Annotated in this window: 20 protein-coding genes; 6 read left to right on the top strand and 14 right to left on the bottom strand. The window is 66.1% G+C overall.

Going from position 1 to position 19,327, the window contains the following annotated elements:
• Positions 1-158 precede the first annotated feature (158 nt).
• The 14 genes from paaZ to JWJ88_RS11710 form a co-directional block, all read right to left on the bottom strand.
• A complete protein-coding gene (gene paaZ / locus JWJ88_RS11775; RefSeq protein ID WP_205295540.1) occupies positions 159-2,219 on the bottom strand; it encodes a phenylacetic acid degradation bifunctional protein PaaZ in 2,061 nt (686 codons plus the stop codon).
• A gap of 73 nt (positions 2,220-2,292) precedes the next feature.
• On the bottom strand, positions 2,293-3,045 hold the full coding sequence (locus tag JWJ88_RS11770) for a Phenylacetic acid catabolic protein (protein WP_205295539.1): 753 nt from the start codon (positions 3,043-3,045) through the stop codon (positions 2,293-2,295).
• A 22-nt stretch (positions 3,046-3,067) separates the two neighbouring features.
• Positions 3,068-4,144 carry a 1,2-phenylacetyl-CoA epoxidase subunit PaaE gene (gene paaE / locus JWJ88_RS11765; protein ID WP_205295538.1) on the bottom strand — a complete coding sequence of 359 codons (1,077 nt, stop codon included), beginning with the start codon at positions 4,142-4,144 and terminating at the stop codon, positions 3,068-3,070.
• 31 nt (positions 4,145-4,175) lie between these two features.
• Positions 4,176-4,697, bottom strand: a complete 522-nt coding sequence (paaD, locus tag JWJ88_RS11760; RefSeq protein WP_205295537.1) for a 1,2-phenylacetyl-CoA epoxidase subunit PaaD — start codon at positions 4,695-4,697, stop codon at positions 4,176-4,178.
• Between the two features lie 6 nt (positions 4,698-4,703).
• Positions 4,704-5,558: a 1,2-phenylacetyl-CoA epoxidase subunit PaaC gene (paaC, locus tag JWJ88_RS11755; protein ID WP_205295536.1), complete on the bottom strand. Its 855-nt coding sequence runs from the start codon at positions 5,556-5,558 to the stop codon at positions 4,704-4,706.
• On the bottom strand, positions 5,558-5,842 hold the full coding sequence (paaB, locus tag JWJ88_RS11750) for a 1,2-phenylacetyl-CoA epoxidase subunit PaaB (RefSeq protein WP_205295535.1): 285 nt from the start codon (positions 5,840-5,842) through the stop codon (positions 5,558-5,560). Before paaB ends, paaC begins: the two co-directional genes overlap by 1 nt.
• Before the next feature lie 60 nt (positions 5,843-5,902).
• Entirely contained in the window at positions 5,903-6,895 is a 993-nt protein-coding gene (paaA, locus tag JWJ88_RS11745; RefSeq protein ID WP_205295534.1) for a 1,2-phenylacetyl-CoA epoxidase subunit PaaA, read from the bottom strand.
• 18 nt (positions 6,896-6,913) lie between these two features.
• Positions 6,914-8,119 (bottom strand): 3-oxoadipyl-CoA thiolase, encoded by a 1,206-nt coding sequence (gene pcaF, locus JWJ88_RS11740; protein ID WP_205295533.1) that lies wholly within the window; start codon positions 8,117-8,119, stop codon positions 6,914-6,916.
• A gap of 148 nt (positions 8,120-8,267) precedes the next feature.
• On the bottom strand, positions 8,268-9,119 hold the full coding sequence (locus tag JWJ88_RS11735; protein ID WP_205295532.1) for a PaaX family transcriptional regulator C-terminal domain-containing protein: 852 nt from the start codon (positions 9,117-9,119) through the stop codon (positions 8,268-8,270).
• A gap of 118 nt (positions 9,120-9,237) precedes the next feature.
• Positions 9,238-10,068, bottom strand: coding sequence for a sugar phosphate isomerase/epimerase family protein (locus tag JWJ88_RS11730; protein WP_205295531.1), 831 nt, complete (start codon positions 10,066-10,068; stop codon positions 9,238-9,240).
• 7 nt (positions 10,069-10,075) lie between these two features.
• Entirely contained in the window at positions 10,076-10,687 is a 612-nt protein-coding gene (locus JWJ88_RS11725; protein WP_205295530.1) for an NIPSNAP family protein, read from the bottom strand.
• Positions 10,684-12,417 carry an FAD-dependent oxidoreductase gene (locus JWJ88_RS11720; protein WP_205295529.1) on the bottom strand — a complete coding sequence of 578 codons (1,734 nt, stop codon included), beginning with the start codon at positions 12,415-12,417 and terminating at the stop codon, positions 10,684-10,686. The genes JWJ88_RS11725 and JWJ88_RS11720 overlap by 4 nt, the downstream gene beginning before the upstream one ends.
• 38 nt (positions 12,418-12,455) lie before the next feature.
• Positions 12,456-13,292, bottom strand: a complete 837-nt coding sequence (locus tag JWJ88_RS11715) for an IclR family transcriptional regulator (RefSeq protein WP_205295528.1) — start codon at positions 13,290-13,292, stop codon at positions 12,456-12,458.
• On the bottom strand, positions 13,289-14,383 hold the full coding sequence (locus tag JWJ88_RS11710) for a Gfo/Idh/MocA family protein (RefSeq protein WP_205295527.1): 1,095 nt from the start codon (positions 14,381-14,383) through the stop codon (positions 13,289-13,291). The genes JWJ88_RS11715 and JWJ88_RS11710 overlap by 4 nt, the downstream gene beginning before the upstream one ends.
• 254 nt (positions 14,384-14,637) lie before the next feature.
• Here JWJ88_RS11710 and JWJ88_RS11705 point away from each other — a divergent pair, with 254 nt between their 5' ends.
• The 6 genes from JWJ88_RS11705 (at position 14,638) to ureC (ending at position 19,315) form a co-directional block, all read left to right on the top strand.
• Positions 14,638-15,453: a shikimate dehydrogenase family protein gene (locus JWJ88_RS11705; protein WP_205295526.1), complete on the top strand. Its 816-nt coding sequence runs from the start codon at positions 14,638-14,640 to the stop codon at positions 15,451-15,453.
• A 166-nt stretch (positions 15,454-15,619) separates the two neighbouring features.
• The gene (locus tag JWJ88_RS11700) at positions 15,620-16,432 is read left to right on the top strand and encodes an urease accessory protein UreD (RefSeq protein ID WP_205295525.1); all 813 of its coding nucleotides are present in this window, start codon (positions 15,620-15,622) and stop codon (positions 16,430-16,432) included.
• Between the two features lies 1 nt (position 16,433).
• The gene (locus JWJ88_RS11695) at positions 16,434-16,745 is read left to right on the top strand and encodes an urease subunit gamma (protein WP_205295524.1); all 312 of its coding nucleotides are present in this window, start codon (positions 16,434-16,436) and stop codon (positions 16,743-16,745) included.
• A complete protein-coding gene (locus tag JWJ88_RS11690; protein WP_205295523.1) occupies positions 16,746-17,321 on the top strand; it encodes a HupE/UreJ family protein in 576 nt (191 codons plus the stop codon). It begins immediately after the preceding gene.
• Positions 17,322-17,627: an urease subunit beta gene (locus JWJ88_RS11685; protein ID WP_205295522.1), complete on the top strand. Its 306-nt coding sequence runs from the start codon at positions 17,322-17,324 to the stop codon at positions 17,625-17,627. It begins immediately after the preceding gene.
• Positions 17,627-19,315, top strand: a complete 1,689-nt coding sequence (gene ureC / locus JWJ88_RS11680; RefSeq protein ID WP_205295521.1) for an urease subunit alpha — start codon at positions 17,627-17,629, stop codon at positions 19,313-19,315. The genes JWJ88_RS11685 and ureC overlap by 1 nt, the downstream gene beginning before the upstream one ends.
• Positions 19,316-19,327 lie beyond the last annotated feature (12 nt).

Here is a 19,327-nt window from a genome sequence, read left to right as displayed (position 1 = left end):
GCGACCTCGCGCGACGGCTATTATCCGGACCCTGCCCGGCTGATTGAGCATTTCCCCTGATCCGTAACGGCCATCAGCTGAGAGGGACCGGAAACATCCGGACTTCCTGCCTGTCCGGCCGACACGAAAGCGGTGCCGAAGCACCGCTTTCTTTCAGCCTATTCCGCCGCCTGTGCCAGCGGCCATTCCTTGGCAACCATGGTCAGCACGTCGTATTGCGCGACGACCTCGGCCTTTTGATTGGTCACCTGACAATCCCAACGCACCTCGCCGTGGTCGGCGTTTTGACGCGGGTTGATCTCTTTGCAGGTCAGCCGCACCTGCAAGCTGTCGCCGAAATAGACCGGGGTCAGGAAACGCAGGTTGTCCACGCCGTAATTGGCCAGCACCGGGCCGGGGTTGGGTTCGACGAACAGGCCCGCCGCGAAACTGGCGATCAGATAGCCATGCGCCACGCGGTCGTCGAAGAACGGATTGGCCTTGGCCGCTGCCTCGTCCATATGCGCATAAAAGGTGTCGCCGGTGAAATGGGCGAAATGCTCGACATCCTCGCGGGTGATGGTGCGGGTCGCGGTGACAAGCTGGTCGCCGATACGCAACTCGGCCAGCGATTTGCGGAACGGATGCGTGCCCTGCTGCACGTCCGCGCCGGGGACCCAGCGCCCGGTGACGGCCGACAGCAGGCGCGGCGCGCCCTGCACGGCGGTGCGCTGCATGTAATGCTTGACGCCACGGATGCCGCCCAGCTCTTCGCCGCCGCCGGCCCGGCCCGGCCCGCCATGCACCAACGGCGCCAAGGGCGAGCCATGCCCGGTCGAGGATTTGGCCGAGGCGCGGTTGCCGATCATCACCCGGCCATGCCAGGGGGCCACGTTCAGAACCACCTCTTCGGCCACCTTCGGATCGTCGGTAAAGACCGAGGTGACAAGCGAGCCCTTGCCCATCCGCGCCAGCGTCACCGCTTCGTCCAGATCGTCATAGGGCATGACGGTCGAGACCGGGCCGAAAGCCTCGACCTCATGCACCGCCTTGGCAGAAAAGGGTTTTCCGGCATACATCAGCACCGGATTCAGGAAGGCGCCCACCGCCGCGTCACCCGAGGCAAGGCGCACCGCATCAGGATCTCCGGCAACGATTTCCGCCGCCGCCTGCAAGTCGCGGATGCGTTCGCGCACCTCTTTGCGCTGGTCGAGGCTGGCCAGCGGCCCCATCCGCACCCCCTCGTCACCCGGCAGGCCGACCGCGGTCTTGGCCAGCCGATCCCCCAGTGCGGCGACCAGCGCGTCGACCTGCGCCCGCGGCGCGATGACGCGGCGGATGGCGGTGCATTTCTGTCCGGCCTTGACCGTCATCTCGCGCGCCACCTCGCGCACGAACAGGTCGAACTCGGGCGTGCCCGCCACCGCATCCGGCCCCAGGATCGAGGCGTTCAGACTGTCCGCCTCCATGGTGAAGCGCACGGAATTGGCGACAATGGCGGGATGGGTCTTGAGCTTGCGCCCGGTCCAGGCCGAGCCGGTAAAGGTCACGGCATCCTGTTCCGTCACATGGTCCAGCAGATCGCCAACCGAGCCGCAGATCAGTTGCAGCGCGCCTTCGGGCAGGATGCCGGTTTCGACGATGCGGCGCACCATCAACTCGGTCAGATAGGCGGTCTGGCTGGCGGGTTTGACCACACAGGGAACGCCCGCCAACAGCGTCGGCGCGATTTTTTCCAGCATCCCCCAGATGGGAAAGTTGTAGGCGTTGATATGCACCGCCACGCCATGCAACGGCGTCAGGATATGCTGGGCGCTGAAGCTGCCGTCCTTGGACAGTCCCTCGACGTCGCCATCGGTCAGAACGCGGGTATTGGGCAATTCGCGCCGACCCTTGGAGGCATAGGTCAGCATGGTGCCGATGCCGCCCTCGATATCCACCCAGCCGTCCGTGCGGGTGGCGCCTGTGTGCAGGCTTTCGGCGTAGAATTCCTCTTTCTGCGCCATCAGGGCCAGACCCAGCGCCTTGAGCATGGCGGCGCGTTCGTGAAAGGACATGGCGCGCAGCTTTGGCCCGGCTTTCTCGCGGCCATGGGCAAGGGCGGCGGCAAAGTCGATGCCGGAGGAGTCGATCACGGCAACCGGCATGCCGGTCGCGGCATCCAGCAAGGGCTGGCCGTGTTTGCTGCCGGGCGTCCAGCGGCCGCAAACATAGCTTTCAAGACGGCGCGGAGTGGTCATGGGGCGTTTCCTTGGTCAGTCGTAAGATGGTCGGTCGGTGGCGTGCCGGGGCGCGGCATGCCTCCGATCCCGATTACAGGCCGAGCGCGGCCAGATGTTCCGAGGCCAGTGCCTCCCAGCGCGACAGCAGCGTCTCGTTGGGGCTGTGGCGCAGGCCAAAGCGCGCCAGCGTCTCATAACGGCCCGAGCGGGTCAGGCCAAAGCCCGCCGCCACGCGCGGCCGCCAATAGGCAAGGGCGGCGCGGGCGTCCTCGCGTCCCGCGTCGGTCGCGACGATCCGTTCCAGCCCTTCCAGACCCAGTTCGGCGTGGCGTGCCTCGCGCGGGGCGATCTCGCGAAACACCTCGGCCAGCGGGCCATAGGACACGCGGGTCAGCTCGGTCATCTGCACGCCCGTGGCCAGCCCCTGCAGCACGTTCATCACCACCGCATCGGTCCAGCCGGTGATCGGATAATGCAGCACCGACAACCGCATGTCGCCCGGCAGCCGGGCCGTGCCCAGATCGGCGTCGCGGGCAACGCGGGCCGCCCAGTCGTGGCTGGTCTGGTAACGCGCCACATCGGTGCCGAATTCGCCCATCACCCGCAGCACGCGTTCGGCGTGATCGGCCTTTTCCAGCGTGATGCGGCTTGCGGCGATGCGTCCCCTGATGCCGGGGGCAAAGTTGATCGCGTTCGCAAAACCGGCCGAACCGGCCAGTTCGCTGTCCACGAAGGACGACATCAGCCGCAAAAGCTCGCCGCGATAACGGGCGGGCGCGTTGTCGGGCGCGGTCAGAACCCCGCCCTGCGCCAGATAGTCCTCGATATTCATGGTGTCGGACATCGGTTTCCCCCCTGTGCCCCGATCATTCGTCATAGGTCACGACCACGCGGCTGCTGATCGGATAGGCTTGGCAGCTCAGCACATATCCGGCGCGGACCTCGTAATCTTCCAGCGCGTGGTTCACCGCCATCTCGACCTCGCCTTCCAGCACTTTGCAGCGGCAGGTCGAACAGACGCCGGCCTTGCAGGAAAACGGTGCGTCCATGTTGTTGGCCAGCGCCGCCTCCAGGATCGTCTCGCCCTCGCGCGGGATCTGGAAGTTGCGCGTGGTGCCGTCCAGCGTCACCGTCGCCTCCACGCCCTCGCCGGCCCCGATCGCATCGCGCGAGACCGGGCGGACACGGGCGCGGCCCGGCTGGCTGCTGGCGAACAGTTCGAACTTGATCCGGTCGTCGCCCAGCCCATGTTCGCGCAAGGATGCGGCGACGGTCAGCATCATCGGCTCGGGGCCACAGATAAAGGCGGTATCGACGGAGTCCGCATCCAGCCAGTGCTGGAACAGCGCCGTCATTTTTTCGGCGTCGATGCGGCCGGTGAACAGGTCGATTTCCTGCCCCTCCTGCTCAAGCACATGGATGACCGAGAAGCGGCCGAGATAGAGGTTCTTCAGGTCCTCCAGCTCTTCGCGGAACATGATCGTGTTGATCTGGCGGTTGGCATAGACCAGCGTGAACCGGGCGGCGGGTTCGCGCGCCAGCACCGTCTTGATGATCGACAGGACCGGCGTGATGCCCGAACCGGCGGCAAAGCCCAGATAATGCTTGTCGGCCTCGGGCTGGAGCGGGGTGAAAAACTTGCCCATGGGGGGCATTGCCTCGATCTCGATGCCGGGCGTCAGGTTTTCGTTCGCCCAGGTGCTGAAGGCGCCGCCATCGACACGCTTGATGCCGACGCGCAGGCAGCCTTCGTCCTTGCCGGCACAGATCGAATAGGACCGGCGCAGTTCCTCGCCATCGAAATCGCGGCGAAAGGTCAGGTATTGCCCTTGGGTAAAGTCGAACAGCGCGCGATCCTCGTCACGGGGCGCAAGGGTGACGACCACCGCGTCCCGCGTTTCGCGGCGCACGTCGGTGACCTTCAGCGGATGGAAGCGTGCCATGTGGGTATCCTTCCTGAAGCGGGGTGCATTCTCAGATGCATTTGAAATAATCAAAGGGTTCCAGACAGTCCTTGCAGCGATAGCTTGCCTTGCAGGGCGTCGAGCCGAACTGGCTGATCTTTTCGGTATTGGCCGAGCCGCAGCGCGGGCAGGCGATGGTCAGGTTCGCGCCGCTCATCCGGGCGATGCGCCCGGCCAGCACCCCATCCGCCGCCGTGCCGTCGATTGGCGGGGCGATGCCATAGGCGCGCAGCTTTTCCCGCCCCTCGGCGCTGATCCAATCGGTGGTCCAGGCCGGGGTCAACTGGCGTTCCAGCCGCAGCTTTTCGACACCATGGCCGCGCAGGGCGGTTTCGATGTCCAGGTTGATGATGCTGGTCGCGGGGCAGCCCGAATAGGTCGGCGTGACCTTGACGACCAGCGTATCGCCCTGCCATTCGACATCACGGATGATGCCCAGATCGGTCAGGCTGATGACCGGGATTTCCGGGTCGGGCACCTGTGAAAGCCAGCCCCAGACCTCTTCGACACTGGGATGGGTCGCCGTGGTCATGACGCGTTACCAGCTTGCGCCCGGATAGGCGCGCTGCAGGAACTGCATCTCGGCCAGGATATAGCCCAGAGCCTCGGTATGGATGCCCTGCTTGCCGCCCTTATGCGCGAATTCGCTGTCGGGGATCTGCAAGTTCGCCTCGGTCAGCACGTGGCGCAGCGCCGCATCCCAGCCGGCGCGCAGGCTGGCCGGATCGGGGGCGACGGCGCGCGCCGCGACCTCGGCATCCTTGTCGTCGCCCAGAAACATCTCGCCGGTATAGGGCCACAGGTCGTCCAGCGCCTGCTGCATCCGGTTGTGGCTTTCCTCGGTCCCGTCGCCAAGCCGCACCACCAGATCGGACGAGCGTTCCAGATGATAGGCCACCTCTTTGCCCGCCTTGGCCGCAATCTCGGCCACGCGCGGATCCGAGGATGCCGCCAGACCCTTCAGCAGCTCGTGGTGATAGGCGTCGAACAGGAACTGCCGCATCAGCGTATGGCCGAAATCGCCGTTCGGACGCTCGACGATCAGCAGGTTGCGAAAGTCCCATGCGTCGCGCAGATAGGCCAGTTCGTCGGCCGAGCGACCCTGCCCCTCGACCTCGGCGGCAAGGCCCAGCCAAAGCTGGGTCTGGCCGATCAGGTCCAGCGCGACATTGGCCAGCGCGATGTCTTCCTCCAGCGCGGGCGAATGACCGCACCATTCGGATACGCGATGCCCAAGGATCAGCGTGCTGTCGCCGATGCGCAAAAGCGTTTCGAAGAACGCCTCCTGCCCTGCATCGGGCTGGGGCACGGTCGGGTGGGCGGGATGGGCCTCGGCCTCGCGGCGGGCCAGTTCGGCCACCCCGGGCGTATTCATATCAGGCAGCGACGGCATCACATATGCCCCACTTCTTCAGGAATGTCGAAAAAGGTCGGGTGGCGATAGACCTTGGAGTTCGAAGGCTCGAACAGCGGCCCCTTGTCCGAGGGGCTGGAGGCGGTGATCTGCGCCGAGGGCACGACCCAGATCGAGACGCCTTCGTTGCGGCGGGTATAGACGTCGCGGGCGTTCATGATCGCCATTTCGGCGTCCGGCGCATGCAGGCTGCCGACATGGCGGTGGTTCAGCCCGTGCTGACCCCGGATGAAGATTTCCCAGAGCGGCCATTCCTTGGACATTGTTCTCTCCCCTAAACTTGGCTTTCACGCGGGTGGCGCGTGTTCCTGGCGGTGGGCCTGTTACTCGGCTGCGACGTGGGCGCGGCGGGCGGCGGCTTTTTCGGCATGGGCCATCAGCCCCTCGCGGAACCATGCGCCGTCGTCCCATGCCTTGACCCGGGCGCCCAGCCGGTCCTTGTTGCAAGGGCCGTTGCCGGCGATCACGTCGAAGAATTCCGACCAGTCCGGCTCGCTGAAGTCATAGCCGCCCTTTTCCTCGTTCCATTTCAGGTTCGGGTCGGGGACGGTCAGCCCCAGATATTCGGCCTGCGGCACGGTCTGATCGACGAATTTCTGCCGCAGCTCGTCATTGGTGTTGATCTTGATCTTCCAGGCCATGGATTGGGCCGAATGGACCGAGTCCTTGTCAGAGGGACCGAACATCATCAGCGACGGATACCAAAGCCGGTTCAGCGCGTCCTGCGCCATCCGTTTCTGCGCCGGCGTGCCCTGCGCCATCTTCATCATGATGGCGTAGCCTTGGCGCTGGTGAAAGCTTTCCTCTTTGCAGATGCGGATCATGGCGCGGGAATAGGGACCGTAAGAGGTGCGTTGCAGCGGCACCTGGTTCATGATCGCCGCGCCATCCACCAGCCAGCCCACGGCGCCCATGTCGGCCCATGTCAGCGTCGGATAGTTGAAGATCGAGGAATATTTCATCTTGCCGGCGTGCAGCAGCTCCATCAGCTCGTCGCGCGATACGCCCAGCGTCTCGGCGGCGGAATACAGATACAGCCCATGCCCGGCCTCGTCCTGCACCTTGGCCAGCAGGATCGCCTTGCGCTCCAGCGTGGGGGCGCGGGTGATCCAGTTGCCCTCGGGCAGTTGGCCCACGATCTCGCTATGGGCGTGCTGGCCGATCTGGCGGATCAGCGTCTTGCGATAGCCCTCGGGCATCCACTCCTTGGGCTCGACCTTTTCACCGCGGTCAATACGTTCTTGAAAGGCGATTTCCTCGGGGGTCATCTCCTCGCGGGGTTTGGTCCCTTCGGACTTCACAAGCTGGGCATACATGACAAACTTCTCCCTGGATCAAACGCGTTCGAGGATAAGGGCAATGCCCTGCCCCACACCGATGCACATGGCGCAAAGCGCATAACGCCCTCCGCTGCGATGCAGTTGATACATCGCGGTCGTCACAAGCCGGGCCCCGGACATGCCAAGCGGATGGCCGATGGCAATAGCGCCGCCGTTCGGGTTCACATGGGCGGCGTCGTCGGGCAGGCCAAGGTCGCGCAGAGTCGCCAGCGCCTGACTGGCAAAGGCCTCGTTCAATTCTATCACATCCATCTGCCCGATGGTCAGTCCCGCGCGCGCCAGCACCTTTTTGGCGGCAGGCGCCGGGCCGATGCCCATGATGCGCGGTTCGACCCCGGCTGCGGCCATGGCGACGATGCGCGCCCGGGGCGTCAGGCCGTGCCGTTGCGCCGCAGCGCCCGACAGGATCGCCAAGGCGGCAGCGCCGTCGTTCACACCCGAAGCATTGCCGGCTGTGACCGTCAGGTCGGCGCCGTTCACGCCCCGAAGCTTGGCCAGCACTTCGGCCGTGGTGCCGGGGCGCGGGTGTTCATCGGTATCAAAGACGACGGGCTCGCCCTTTTTCTGCGGGATCGAGACGGGCACGATCTCATCGGCAAAGACGCCGGACTTGTGCGCGGCTTCCCAGCGGGCCTGGCTGCGAGCGGCAAAGGCGTCCTGATCGGCGCGGCTGATGGCGAAATCGGCCGCCACATTGTCGGCGGTCTGCGGCATGCTGTCGATGCCGAACTGCGCCTTCATCGCCGGGTTCACGAAGCGCCAGCCGATGGTGGTGTCATAGACGGCATTGGCTCGGGAAAAGGCGGCTTCCGCCTTGGGCATTACGAAGGGCGCGCGGGACATGCTTTCGACGCCGCCGGCGATGACGAAATCGCAATCCCCCGCCTTGATCGCACGGGCCGCCATGCCGACCGCGTCCATCCCTGATCCGCAAAGCCGGTTCACCGTGGTTGCCGGCACGCCCACCGGCATTCCGGCCAGCAGCACCGCCATGCGTCCGACGTTGCGGTTATCCTCGCCGGCCTGATTGGCGCAGCCATAGATCAGATCATCGACAGCCGACCAATCCACGCCGGGGTTGCGCTCCATCAGGGCTTTCAGTGGCAGCGCGGCCAGATCGTCCGCCCGGACCGAGGCCAGCGCCCCGCCATAGCGACCAATCGGCGTGCGCACCGCATCACAGATGAAGGCGTCCTGCATGCTCTCTCCCATAATTTTTGGCGAAGGCCGGTGATTCTCCAATTCACCGACCGGTTGGTCAGTTATATGCGCTCAAACATCACAAAGAAAGAATTTTCTTGCAGCTATGTGTGATGTTTTAAGATGTGAAAAATATAAATTTTATGATTCATTGAGTTGTGCTGGAAAGTTCAACCAGCCGCAACTCGCTTTCCCGGGTGGTTTCGGGCAAAAAGCCATCGTGGCCTTCGAAATGCGCCCCGATCCAGCGGTCCGCATCCGGGGAAAGCTGCCGATACAGGCGTCGAAACAGCGCCCGCGCCTCGTGCCCTTTCCAGTCTGGCGGCAGCGCCCCTTGCGGCAGTCGCGGATCGCGCAGCAGAACCCCGCGATAGTCATGCACCAGCAGCAAACGGGCGATCAACGCCATCTCGTCGGAGATCGCCGGACCTGCCTCGGCCAGCGGCGCAAACCGCGCCAGCATGTCCAGATAGCGCTGGTGCAGCGCCGAGAGGTCCCAGAACTGCCCGATCCGCCCCAGCTCTGGCGGGTCCGGGGCGCGCAACAGCAAGGCCCCCTCGGGCAGCGCCTGACCCCGATCGGGGCGGATAAAGACCGAGCCGCCCATGTGCCCCATGCGCTGGTGGCGGGCCGCATCCTCGGACAGGTCGGGCGCATGCAGGATCTGCCAGCCCTGCGATGGGACCTCGGCCTTGTAAAGCAGCCCCGCCGCTTGGTCGAATTCACGCTGGGCCGAGGCGTCCAGCCGGTAATAGCTGCGCCGCCCCAGCCGTTCGCCCCGCAACCGATGGGCGGCGACAAGACGCGATACGGCGGTGCGCACCAACGATTCGCTGATGCCCACCCGCTCGCAAACCTCGATCAGCGTCCCGGTCCACAGCACACCGCCGCGCGGCACAACGACATCGCCATAAACGGTGACGATGAACGCTGCCGAACGCAGGCCCATGCCCTGCAATATCCCGTCGATCACCCGATGCCCGGCCGCTGCACCCTGCATGTTTCCCCGCTGTCTGGAACCTTCGCCATTGAAGCCGGGAAAGGGCGCAGGTGCAATCCGGGCCTTGCCCGCCCCCGCCTTGCGCACCGCAAGGAACTGAATGGATGGGCGATCCCGGTCAGGCGGCGGGCGCGCGTCCCGCCGCCCGCAGGATCGCCATGGTTGCGGCATGGGCCATAGCAGCGCGACCAAGCGCATCGACTTTGCCCGAGAGCGCGCGATGCGGCACCTCGACGCTGATGATCACGCCTTCGGGGATCGCCTGCGCCAACCCGATCAGGTCGATGCCGCCCTGCCCCGGAAACAATCGCTCGTTTCGCGCAATGTGGATCAGCGCTTCGTCGCTGGGATCAAAGGGCACCGCGCCGTCGCAGAACTGGACATAGTTCACGCGGTTGCGCGGCAGCGCCGCGACCTGCTGCAGCGTGCCGCCCGAGCGGTCGAAATGCAGCGCATCGACCAGCACGCCGCCATTGGGCCGATCCGCCGCCTCGACGATCTTTTGCGCCGCGATCAGATCAGGCACGGCGGTCCAGGGCATGAACTCCAGATCCGCCGTCAGCCCATGCGGCGCGGCAAGATCGCAAAACCGCGCAAAGTTTTCGGTCAGCCGCACCGTATCGCCATCGTCGCCGGCCACCAGGACATGGCGCGCGCCCAACGCCTGACAGCGGGCGCAGAAACGCGCGAACAAGTCCCAGTCGTTTTCGGGCTTCAGCCGGATGATCTCGACATCGCCGATGCGGACGCCGGTATCGTCCAGCGCCGCGCGGACCTCGGCCAGCGCGCGGTCGTCGGTCAGCAGCGGATAATCCGCCTCGGCCCCCGGCGCGGCGGGCAGGATGCGCAGCCCGACCATATCATAGCCGGTGGCGGCGGCGATGCGGACGGCCTCGACCGGGGCGACCTCGAATGTGGTCAGGAAGGCCAGCGAAAGCGGATGCGTCATCGGCCCCTCACTTGAGCGGAGAGAAGGCAAGCGGCATGGCGATCTGGCTGGTCATGTCGGGCGACAGCCAGTCCGGGCCACCTTTGGGCGGCCATTTGCTGTCGGCCACGGACTTCGCCCGCGCCTCGGACCGCGCGGTCAGGCTTTCATAGGGCCAGATCTGGGTCAGCCGCGGCTCTCCGTCCAGACCATACATGGCGACGGTCAGTTTCGAATAAGCCTCGCGCGGGGGCACGGCCTCGCGCCATTTCTCCATCGTCGGGACAATGCCGTTCACCTTGGTCCTGTAGGTGCGGAACTCATAGACCGGGCCAAAACTGCCCGCCTGAACCGGGGGCAGGAAATCCAGCGCCCGATAGCCCTCCATCGACAGCCGCACCAGTTGCTCGGTACAGCCAAAGGGGTTGTCCGACCGCAAGGCGCGTTCGCGTTCGTCGTAAAGCTGCGCAAGGCTGTCAAAGGCGCGCAGGACAAAGACCCGGTTCAGCGTGCCGATGTCGGTGCCCCATGCACCGCACAGCCGGCCCTGCCCCTGTGCCACCCATGCCTCGATCCCCGGCGCGGCCTTGCCGGCACCGAAGATCACCGTGTCCAGCGTGGCGAGTTCGTAATAGCTCATGCGTTTTCCTCCTGTGAAAGCCCCGTCACGGGCTGGCCGGCCAGAACGCGGCCGGCGATATAGCCGAATGTCATGCCGGGCCCCAGCGTGATGCCGCCCGACGGGTAATGGCCGCCCATGATCGAGGCCATGTCGTTGCCGATCGCAAACAGTCCCGGAATTGGCCGCGCCTGCGCATCCAGCACCCGCGCCGCCGCGTCGGTCCTGACGCCGGCAAAGGTGCCAAGCGATCCGGGCACGATCCTGACCGCATAGAACGGCCCCTTTGCCAGCGGCGCGAGCGAGGGGTTGGGGACGTGCTCCATGTCGCCCTGCACGCGGTTGTAAAGGCTTTCGCCGCGATGAAAATCGGGATCGCGCCCCTGCGCGGCATGGGTGTTGAAGCGCGCCACGGTTTCGACCAGCGTGACGCCGGGAATGTCGCAGGCGCGGGCCAGCTCTTCCAGCGTGCGGCCGCGTTTCAGATAACCGCTGCGGATCGCCGGACCCAACGGAAAGGGAAAGGGCTTCGTCCACCCAAGCCCCCAGCGGCGCTGCGCCTTGTGATCGGCGATCAGCCAGCACTGGGGTGCGCTTCCCTGAGGCGTGGCGGCAATCAGCGCCTGCATGAAATCGTGATAGCTGTCGGCCTCGCTGGCAAAGCGACGGCCTTGCGGGGTCACGGCGATGATGCCCGGCTTGGCGCGCTCGACCAGATGCGGGAAATGCGCGGTCGAGCCATCCGGGCGCGGCACCAGCGAAACCGGGGCCAGCGCGACATTCGCGGCAAGCTCGTCATCCACCAAGGCGCCTGCGGCCTCGGCCAGTCGCAGCCCGTCGCCGGTGTTGGACCGGGGCGCGGCCGAGAAATGCCCCGCCCCGCCGCCCGCCTGCGGCGCAAGCGCATCCAACCGCGCCGGATCATGCGGAAACCCGCCCGTCGCCAGCACGACGCCGCGCGCGGCCTGCACCAGCACCTCGCCCTGAGGCGTGGCAAGACGGGCACCGGTGACCCGCCCGTCCTCGCGCTGCAAAGCCACCACCGGCGCGCTGTCGAGCAGCGTCACGCCCTTGTCCAAGGCCGAGCGCATCAGCCGCGCCACCAGCGCATTGCCGTTCACAAGCTGCATTCCCCGCCGCCGCAACGCCAGATCGCGCAGATGCCGCAGGACACGCCCTGCCGCATACAGCGCCGAACGCGGGCTGCGGCGGACCGAAAAGAAGTGGCGCATGTCAGCACCGCTGGCGATGCCCATGCCCCAAAGGCTGACCACGTCCAGCGGCGGGCGCAGCTTGCCGATCCATTCGCCCAAGGCCCGCCCGTCATAGGGCATGACCGAAACCGAACGCCCCCCCTTGGCCGCCCCCGGCGTCTGGTGAAAATCCGGGATGCTGTTGCCATCGACCCAGCGCATCTGGGTGTGGTCCTGAAAAAAGCTGACCATCTCGGGGCCATTTTCCAGAAAAACTTCGATCCGGGGATCGTTGGCGCGGTTGCCCAACTCGCTCTTGAGGTATTCACGCGGGGCTTCCAGCGGCTCGTCGATGCCGGCCGCCCGCGCCAGCGGATTGCGCGGGATCCAAAGCCAGCCCCCCGACCAGGCGGTGGTGCCGCCAAAAACCGGCTCTTTCTCGGCCAGCACCACGCGCAGCCCGAAATGTGCCGCGGTAACCGCCGCCGCCAGCCCCGAGGCCCCCGAGCCAATAACCAGCACATCGCAGGTCAGCCTGCGTTCGGATGAAGCTTCCATTCTCTCCTGCCCGTCAGGGGCGCGAGCCGGGAAAACGCCTATGCGCTTTTCCGTCCGTTTTCGGCATCGGCATCGATGGCCCTGACATTCGCCTGAAAATACTTGATTCCTGCGGCGGCCGTGCCCAACTCGGCTGCCGCTTCCTGAAGACGCGGCGCCAGTTCCGCCATGCGGGTCGGCGTCATGCGCACCGCCGGACCGGCAATGGACAAACAACCCAGCACCGGCCCGGTGCCGTGATAGCGCACAGGCACCGCCATGGCCGCCATGCCGGCGATATAGCTGTCCACCGCGGTGGCATAGCCGCGCGCCCGCGCCTCGGCCAGTTGCTGAAGCAGCAAGGTGATGCTGCCCGGCGCATTCGGCCCTGCGCCTTCGGCCTCGCGCAGCAGCCCTTGCGAGCCGACGCGGGCCAGTGCCTCGTCGTCGCTCATGCTGGCAAGCCATGCCTTGCCGCCCGACGAACTGGCCAGATGCACCACCACGCCCTGTTCCTGTCCGGGGTCGTAGCGCAGACCCCGTGTCGCCCCCTGCGCCACCGCCACCCAGATCAGCCGGTCTGCATCGACCATGGACAGCCGGATCAACTCTCCGGTGTCGGCGGCAAGCTGGTCCAGCACCGGCTGCGCGACGTCGGTGATGCCGGCGCGCCCCATGAAGCCAAGGCCCAGTGCCGGCAGTTTGATCGTCAGCGCGTAATCGCCGCCCGACTGCAACTGGCGGACATAGCCCAGACGGGCAAGCTCTTGCAGGGTGCGATGGACCCCGCTGGCTGGCTGGCTGGTCGCCGCTGCGATGACCGTGACAGGCATGCCCATCGGCTGATCCACCAAGAGTTCGACGATGGCGAGTGACTTTTCCAGAACGCTGCTCATGATCTGCTTCCGTTGTTGAAGACAGTTTCAGGTTCAGGGTTCAGCACCGAAAGGTCAACCGCGACACGATGTCCCGTCTCGGCCGCAGCGCGGATGGCATCCAGCACGATCAGGTTCGCGGTGGCGTCGCGTGCCGAAACCCGAGGTGCCCCGCCGCTGCGGATCAGGTCGGCGAAATGCGCAAGCTGCGCCTCATAGGGGTCGCCATGGCTGACGGGAACCTGCTGCGGCGACAGTTGCCGGGTCCAGTCCGGGGGGCCCTCGGGACGCCACAGGGTCAGGTCGGGCAGCGACAAGCCCGCCAGCGTGCCGGCATAATGATGCGCCGAGACGGCATGCGCGGGGAAACGCGCCATGTTCTCGCCCGCCGTCAAATCCCATGCCCAAGGCCCGACCGCCGCATCCGAGATGCACAGCGTGGCCAGCCCACCTTTCGCAAAGGTCAGGCAGACCGCCGCCGTATCCTCGACCGGGAAACCGCGGCTGGCGTGGCTGGCGATGGCCTGCACGTCGGCAATCTCGCCAAAGAAATACCGCAAGAGGTCGATTTCGTGGACCAGATTGATCAGCAGCGGCCCGCCCGCGCCTTTGCTGCTGCGCCAGGGGGCGGCGAAATAGCCATCCGGCTTGGCCAGCGAACAGGTCACCGTCGCCATGACCAGATCCCCAAGCGCACCGTCCTGAATGGCTCTATGCGCGGCGCGAATGATCGGGTTGTGGCGGCGATGATGACCGATCAGCAGCGGCACACCGGTCCGATCCCCCACGGCGATCAGTTGCAGCGCCGATTCCAGGCTCTCGGCCACAGGCTTTTCCAGCAGCACCGGAACCCCGGCGCGCAAAAGAGCTTGGGAAACAGGCAGATGGGTTTCGTTGGGCGTGGCCACGATAGCAGCCTGAGCCAAGCCTGAATCAAGCAGCGCCTGCACATCCGTCAGGCAAGGCACCCCAAGAGATTCCGCCAGAGCACGGCCAGCCGGGGCAGGCTCGACCAGCGCCGAAAGCCGCATCCCCGGCACGCGCGCCAGCGTGTCTATATGAGTTCGTCCGATGGCCCCTGCACCTATGACGGCGACCGCAATCTGATCCATTGGCGCCCCCCTGCTGCGACCCTGTTGGAGGCATCAAGCCAGAATGTAATTCGGAAGTCAATTTTAATATTGAATGAAATTCCACTTTATATAAATCTGACATGGACAGGACGGTCGCAGGAATCGCCAATGCCGGCGCGGCTACGTGAAAGTCCCATATTTCGCCCGGTTCGTCCATTTTCAGACGGCAGGCGCGTGATTGTTTCGACATGCGGCGTCAGTCAGGCTGCGCGCATAGGCAAAAGGGAATGGCCATGGCTCAACCGTTGCGCATCGACGGGGAAACGCGTTTCTTTCCGATTATCGGTCACCCGATCAGGCAGGTGAAATCTCCCGCATCGCTTAGCCAGATCATGGCGGATCGCGGGTTCAACGGCATGGTGGTGCCGATCCATGTTCTGCCTCAGGACTTGCGGGACTGGCTGGCACAGGCAGCGGCTGTCCAGAATTGCCCCGGCATCGTGGTGACCGTGCCGCACAAGGGCCCCTGTCTGGAGTTCTGCACCCATCTGACGGCGCGGGCGCGGGCCTCGGGTGCAGTCAATATCATGATCCGGCGGGACTCGGGCTGGATCGGCGACGCCACCGACGGGCAGGGTTATCTGGACGGCATCGCCGCACAGGGCTTTGTCGTGGCCGGCAGGCCGGCGCTGCTGGTCGGGACCGGCGGCGCGGGTTCGGCCATCGCCTATGAGATTCTGGCGCGCGGGGCCTCGGAACTGGCGCTGCACGATATCGATCACAGCCGCCGCGACGCGCTGATCGCCCGGCTGAACGCGGCTTTTCCCCGCAAGGCCCGTGTCGGCGGCACCGATCCGCGCGGCTTTGCGTTGGTGGCCAACGCCACGCCGCTGGGCATGCGCGAAGGCGACGCGCTGCCGGTTCAGACCGATCTGCTGACGCCCGATCAATTCGTGGCCGATGTCGTCACCCGCCCGGCCATCCCGCCACTGATCGCCGCCGCGCGGGCCAAAGGTTGCAGCACGATGCCCGGCTCGGGCATGTTCGAGGCACAGGCCGTGCTTTTGGCTGAGCTGCTGATGGGGGTCCGGCAGATCGCACTGGAATGATGGCCGGGCGCGCGTGGTTTCGCCACACGCCGCCGATCGACAACCTGCCCGCATTTTGCCCAGCACGCCCGGAAAACGGGCAGGAATCCCGGTCCTGCCTGCATGATGCACAGCGCCGCAGGCGGCACCGATTGACCTTGGACCACAGCGGTCACTGTCTGGGCTCATGTTGGACACCAGCACAGATACGCGAATGCAACGCAGCCGGGGGGCCGCCAAGGTGCGGCTTGGCCCACGCGGGCTTGTGGATCTGGCGCAATCTGGCTCGGCCAAGGCGATGCTGCCGCGCGTGACTGCGGGCCGGCCCGAAATCGTCTTTCTGAACACGGCGGGCGGCCTGGCCTCGGGCGACAGGCTGGACTACCGGATCGAGCTGACGGCCGGCGCGCAGGCGCTGGCCACCACCCAGACCGCCGAGCGCGCCTATCGGGCCGAGGGCGGGCCGGCGCGGGTCACATTGCATCTGCAAGTCGGCAAGGGCGGCTGGCTGGACTGGCTGCCGCAAGAGACGATCCTTTTCAACGGCGCGGCGTTGCAACGCGACACGGTGGTCGAGCTTGCCACCGGCGCGGGCTGTCTTTTGCTGGAACCCATCGTGCTGGGCCGCATCGCCATGGGCGAGGATCTCCGCCGCCTGCACCTGATCGACCGCCGCATCGTGCGACAGGCCGGACGGGTTATCCATCACGACGCGCTGACGCTGGACGATGCGGCGCTGTCGCGGCTGTCCCACCCCTCGATGCTGGGCAATGCGCGGGCCATGGCAACGCTGGCGCTGATCGCCCCCCATGCTCCCGATCTGCTGGAACCCGCCCGTGCCGCCTTGGATGAACCGGGCGTCACCGGGGCCGCCAGCGCCCCGCCCGGCCGGCTGATCCTGCGCCTGCTGGCGGCTGACGGCTGGCCGCTGCGGCGCCAGATCAACCGCCTTCTGCGCGTGCTGCGCCCTGATCCCCTTCCCCGTATCTGGCAGGTCTGAGATGAACCTTACCCCCCGCGAACGCGAGAAACTGCTGGTATCGGTCGCAGCCATGGTCGCCCGCAACCGGCTGGCGCGCGGCGTCAGGCTGAACCATCCCGAAGCCATCGCGCTCATCACCGATTTCGTCGTCGAAGGCGCGCGCGACGGGCGCAGCGTCGCCGATCTGATGCAGGCGGGCGCGCATGTCGTCACAGCCGGCCAGTGCATGTCCGGCGTGCCCGAGATGATCGAGTCCGTGCAGGTCGAGGCCACGTTTCCCGACGGAACCAAGCTGGTGACCGTCCACCACCCCATCCGCCATGAGGTTTGAATGAAAAAACTTGCCACCCTCGCCGCCGCCACGCTTTTGCCGCAAATGGTGCTGGCCCATGCTGGCCACGACGACGGGCAGTTGATCGGAGGGCAGTTCATCGGCGGGTTGGCCCATCCCGTCGGCGGGGCCGATCACCTGCTGGCCATGATCGCGCTCGGCCTTTTGGCCGCGCAGATCGGCGGGCGCGCGCTTTGGGCGCTGCCGTTGGCCTTTGTCGCGGCGATGCTTGTCGGAGGGGCGGCGGGCTGGGCCGGTCTGCCCTTTGCCGGGGTCGAGCCGATGATTCTTGCCTCGGTGGTGATCCTTGGGGTGCTGGTCGCGATGGCCTCGCGGTTGCCGTTGGCGGTGCTGGTGCCGGGGGTGGCGCTGTTCGGCTTTGCCCATGGCTGGGCGCATGGGGCCGAGGGACCGGCACAGGGGCTGATCCTCTATACCGCGGGTTTTGCTGTCGCGACCATGGCCCTGCATCTGGCGGGGATCGCCGCCGGCACACTGCTGCAGCGCGGCACACTTTTGCGCGCACTGGGCGGTGGGACGGCCGCGGCTGGTCTTGCCTTGGCAATGGTGGGCTGAATGATCCCCGGCGAAATCCTTTCCGCGCCCGGCGAGATCGAGCTGAACAAGGGCCGCGAACCCGTCACCCTGCTGATCGCCAATACCGGCGACCGCCCGATCCAGGTCGGCAGCCATTACCACTTTGCCGAAACCAACCCGGCGCTGGCCTTTGACCGGCCAGCCGCGCGCGGCATGCGCCTTGCCATTCCCGCCGGAACCGCAGTCCGGTTCGAGCCGGGCCAATCGCGCGAGGTGCAGCTGATCCCCTATGCCGGCAGCCGTGTGGTGCAGGGGTTCCGCCAAGATGTGATGGGGGCGCTGTAATGGCTCCGCGACTTTCCCGCCCCGATTACGCCGCGCTTTATGGCCCGACCACCGGCGACCGCATCCGGCTGGCCGATACCGAATTGCTGATCGAGGTCGAACGCGACCTGACCATCGCGGGCGAGGAGGTCAAGTTCGGCGGCGGCAAGGTCGTGCGCGACGGGATGGGTCAAAGCCAGATCACCCGCGACGGCGGTGCGATGGATACGGTCATCACCGGCGTCGTGGTCTTTGACCATCGGGGCATCACCAAGGCCGACGTCGGCCTGCGCGATGGCCGCATCGCCGGGATCGGCAAGGCCGGCAACCCCGACACCCAGCCCGGCGTGACCCTGATCATCGGGCCGGGCACCGAGATCATCGCGGGCGAGGGCCGCATCCTGACCCCGGGCGGCATGGATTGTCATATCCATTTCATCTGTCCGCAACAGGTCGATCACGCGCTCCATTCCGGCATCACCACGCTTCTGGGCGGCGGCACCGGCCCGGCGCATGGCACCCTGGCCACCACCTGCACGCCGGGACCGTGGCATATCGCCCGGATGCTGGAGGCATGCGCCGAACTGCCGGTCAATGTCGGCATCGCCGGCAAGGGCAACGCCAGCCTTCCCGCGCCGCTTGACGAACAGGTGCGCGCCGGGGCCTGCGCGCTCAAGCTGCACGAGGACTGGGGCACCACCCCCGCCGCCATCGACAACTGCCTGACCGTCGCCGATGCGATGGACGTGCAGGTGATGATCCACACCGACACGCTGAACGAATCCGGCTTTGTCGAGGATACGATGGCCGCCATCGCCGGCCGCACCATCCATGCCTATCACACCGAGGGCGCGGGCGGTGGCCATGCCCCCGACATCATCCGTATGGTGGGAATGGCGAATGTGCTGCCCTCGTCCACCAATCCGACCCGGCCCTATACCGGCAACACCGTCGAAGAGCATCTGGACATGCTGATGGTCTGCCACCACCTTGACCAACGCGTCCCCGAGGACGTGGCCTTTGCCGAATCCCGCATCCGGCGCGAAACCATCGCAGCCGAGGATATCCTGCACGATCTGGGTGCCTTTTCTGTGATTTCCTCGGACAGTCAGGCCATGGGCCGGATTGGAGAGGTGATCATCCGCACATGGCAGACCGCCGACAAGATGCGCCGCCAGCGCGGCCGCCTGCCTGACGAGACGGGCCAGAACGACAACCTGCGCGCCCGCCGCTATATCGCGAAATACACCATCAACCCCGCCATCGCCCATGGCGTCAGCGGTCATATCGGCTCGGTCGAGGCAGGCAAGCGCGCCGATCTGGTCCTGTGGTCGCCGGCTTTCTTCGGGGTGAAGCCGGAAATGGTTCTGGTCGGCGGCCAGATCAGCGTGGCGCAGATGGGCGATCCGAACGGCTCGATCCCGGTCCAGCCGATCTTTTCACGCCCGATGTGGGGCCATACCGGCCGCGCCTCGGCCCTGTTTCTCAGCAAGGCGGGGCTGGAGGCCGGGGCCGGCGACGGGCTGGGCAAGGCCCTGATCGCGGTGGAAAACACCCGTGGCATCGGCAAGGCGGATATGGCGATGAACAGCGCCCTGCCCGACATCTCGGTCGATCCGGAAACCTATGAGGTGCGGGCCGATGGCGAACTGCTGACCTGCGAACCGGCCACGGAACTGCCGATGGCGCAACGATATTTCCTGTTCTAAGCAAGGCAAGCC

This window comes from Paracoccus methylovorus (assembly GCF_016919705.1).
Classification (GTDB): Bacteria; Pseudomonadota; Alphaproteobacteria; order Rhodobacterales; family Rhodobacteraceae; genus Paracoccus; species Paracoccus methylovorus.
This window is presented reverse-complemented; position numbering and strand designations above follow the sequence as displayed.

Bases quoted from the DNA above. Each gene is read 5' to 3' on its own strand.
- JWJ88_RS11695 (WP_205295524.1), top strand. From the start codon at position 16,434: ATGAACCTTACCCCCCGCGAACGCGAGAAACTGCTGGTATCGGTCGCA.
- paaC (WP_205295536.1), bottom strand. From the start codon at position 5,558: ATGCCGTCGCTGCCTGATATGAATACGCCCGGGGTGGCCGAACTGGCC.
- paaB (WP_205295535.1), bottom strand. From the start codon at position 5,842: ATGTCCAAGGAATGGCCGCTCTGGGAAATCTTCATCCGGGGTCAGCAC.
- JWJ88_RS11770 (WP_205295539.1), bottom strand. From the start codon at position 3,045: ATGTCCGACACCATGAATATCGAGGACTATCTGGCGCAGGGCGGGGTT.
- paaA (WP_205295534.1), bottom strand. From the start codon at position 6,895: ATGTATGCCCAGCTTGTGAAGTCCGAAGGGACCAAACCCCGCGAGGAG.
- paaZ (WP_205295540.1), bottom strand. From the start codon at position 2,219: ATGACCACTCCGCGCCGTCTTGAAAGCTATGTTTGCGGCCGCTGGACG.
- paaE (WP_205295538.1), bottom strand. From the start codon at position 4,144: ATGGCACGCTTCCATCCGCTGAAGGTCACCGACGTGCGCCGCGAAACG.
- JWJ88_RS11690 (WP_205295523.1), top strand. From the start codon at position 16,746: ATGAAAAAACTTGCCACCCTCGCCGCCGCCACGCTTTTGCCGCAAATG.
- JWJ88_RS11725 (WP_205295530.1), bottom strand. From the start codon at position 10,687: ATGAGCTATTACGAACTCGCCACGCTGGACACGGTGATCTTCGGTGCC.
- pcaF (WP_205295533.1), bottom strand. From the start codon at position 8,119: ATGCAGGACGCCTTCATCTGTGATGCGGTGCGCACGCCGATTGGTCGC.
- JWJ88_RS11730 (WP_205295531.1), bottom strand. From the start codon at position 10,068: ATGACGCATCCGCTTTCGCTGGCCTTCCTGACCACATTCGAGGTCGCC.
- JWJ88_RS11700 (WP_205295525.1), top strand. From the start codon at position 15,620: ATGTTGGACACCAGCACAGATACGCGAATGCAACGCAGCCGGGGGGCC.
- JWJ88_RS11705 (WP_205295526.1), top strand. From the start codon at position 14,638: ATGGCTCAACCGTTGCGCATCGACGGGGAAACGCGTTTCTTTCCGATT.
- JWJ88_RS11735 (WP_205295532.1), bottom strand. From the start codon at position 9,119: ATGCAGGGTGCAGCGGCCGGGCATCGGGTGATCGACGGGATATTGCAG.
- ureC (WP_205295521.1), top strand. From the start codon at position 17,627: ATGGCTCCGCGACTTTCCCGCCCCGATTACGCCGCGCTTTATGGCCCG.
- JWJ88_RS11685 (WP_205295522.1), top strand. From the start codon at position 17,322: ATGATCCCCGGCGAAATCCTTTCCGCGCCCGGCGAGATCGAGCTGAAC.
- JWJ88_RS11720 (WP_205295529.1), bottom strand. From the start codon at position 12,417: ATGGAAGCTTCATCCGAACGCAGGCTGACCTGCGATGTGCTGGTTATT.
- JWJ88_RS11710 (WP_205295527.1), bottom strand. From the start codon at position 14,383: ATGGATCAGATTGCGGTCGCCGTCATAGGTGCAGGGGCCATCGGACGA.
- JWJ88_RS11715 (WP_205295528.1), bottom strand. From the start codon at position 13,292: ATGAGCAGCGTTCTGGAAAAGTCACTCGCCATCGTCGAACTCTTGGTG.
- paaD (WP_205295537.1), bottom strand. From the start codon at position 4,697: ATGACCACGGCGACCCATCCCAGTGTCGAAGAGGTCTGGGGCTGGCTT.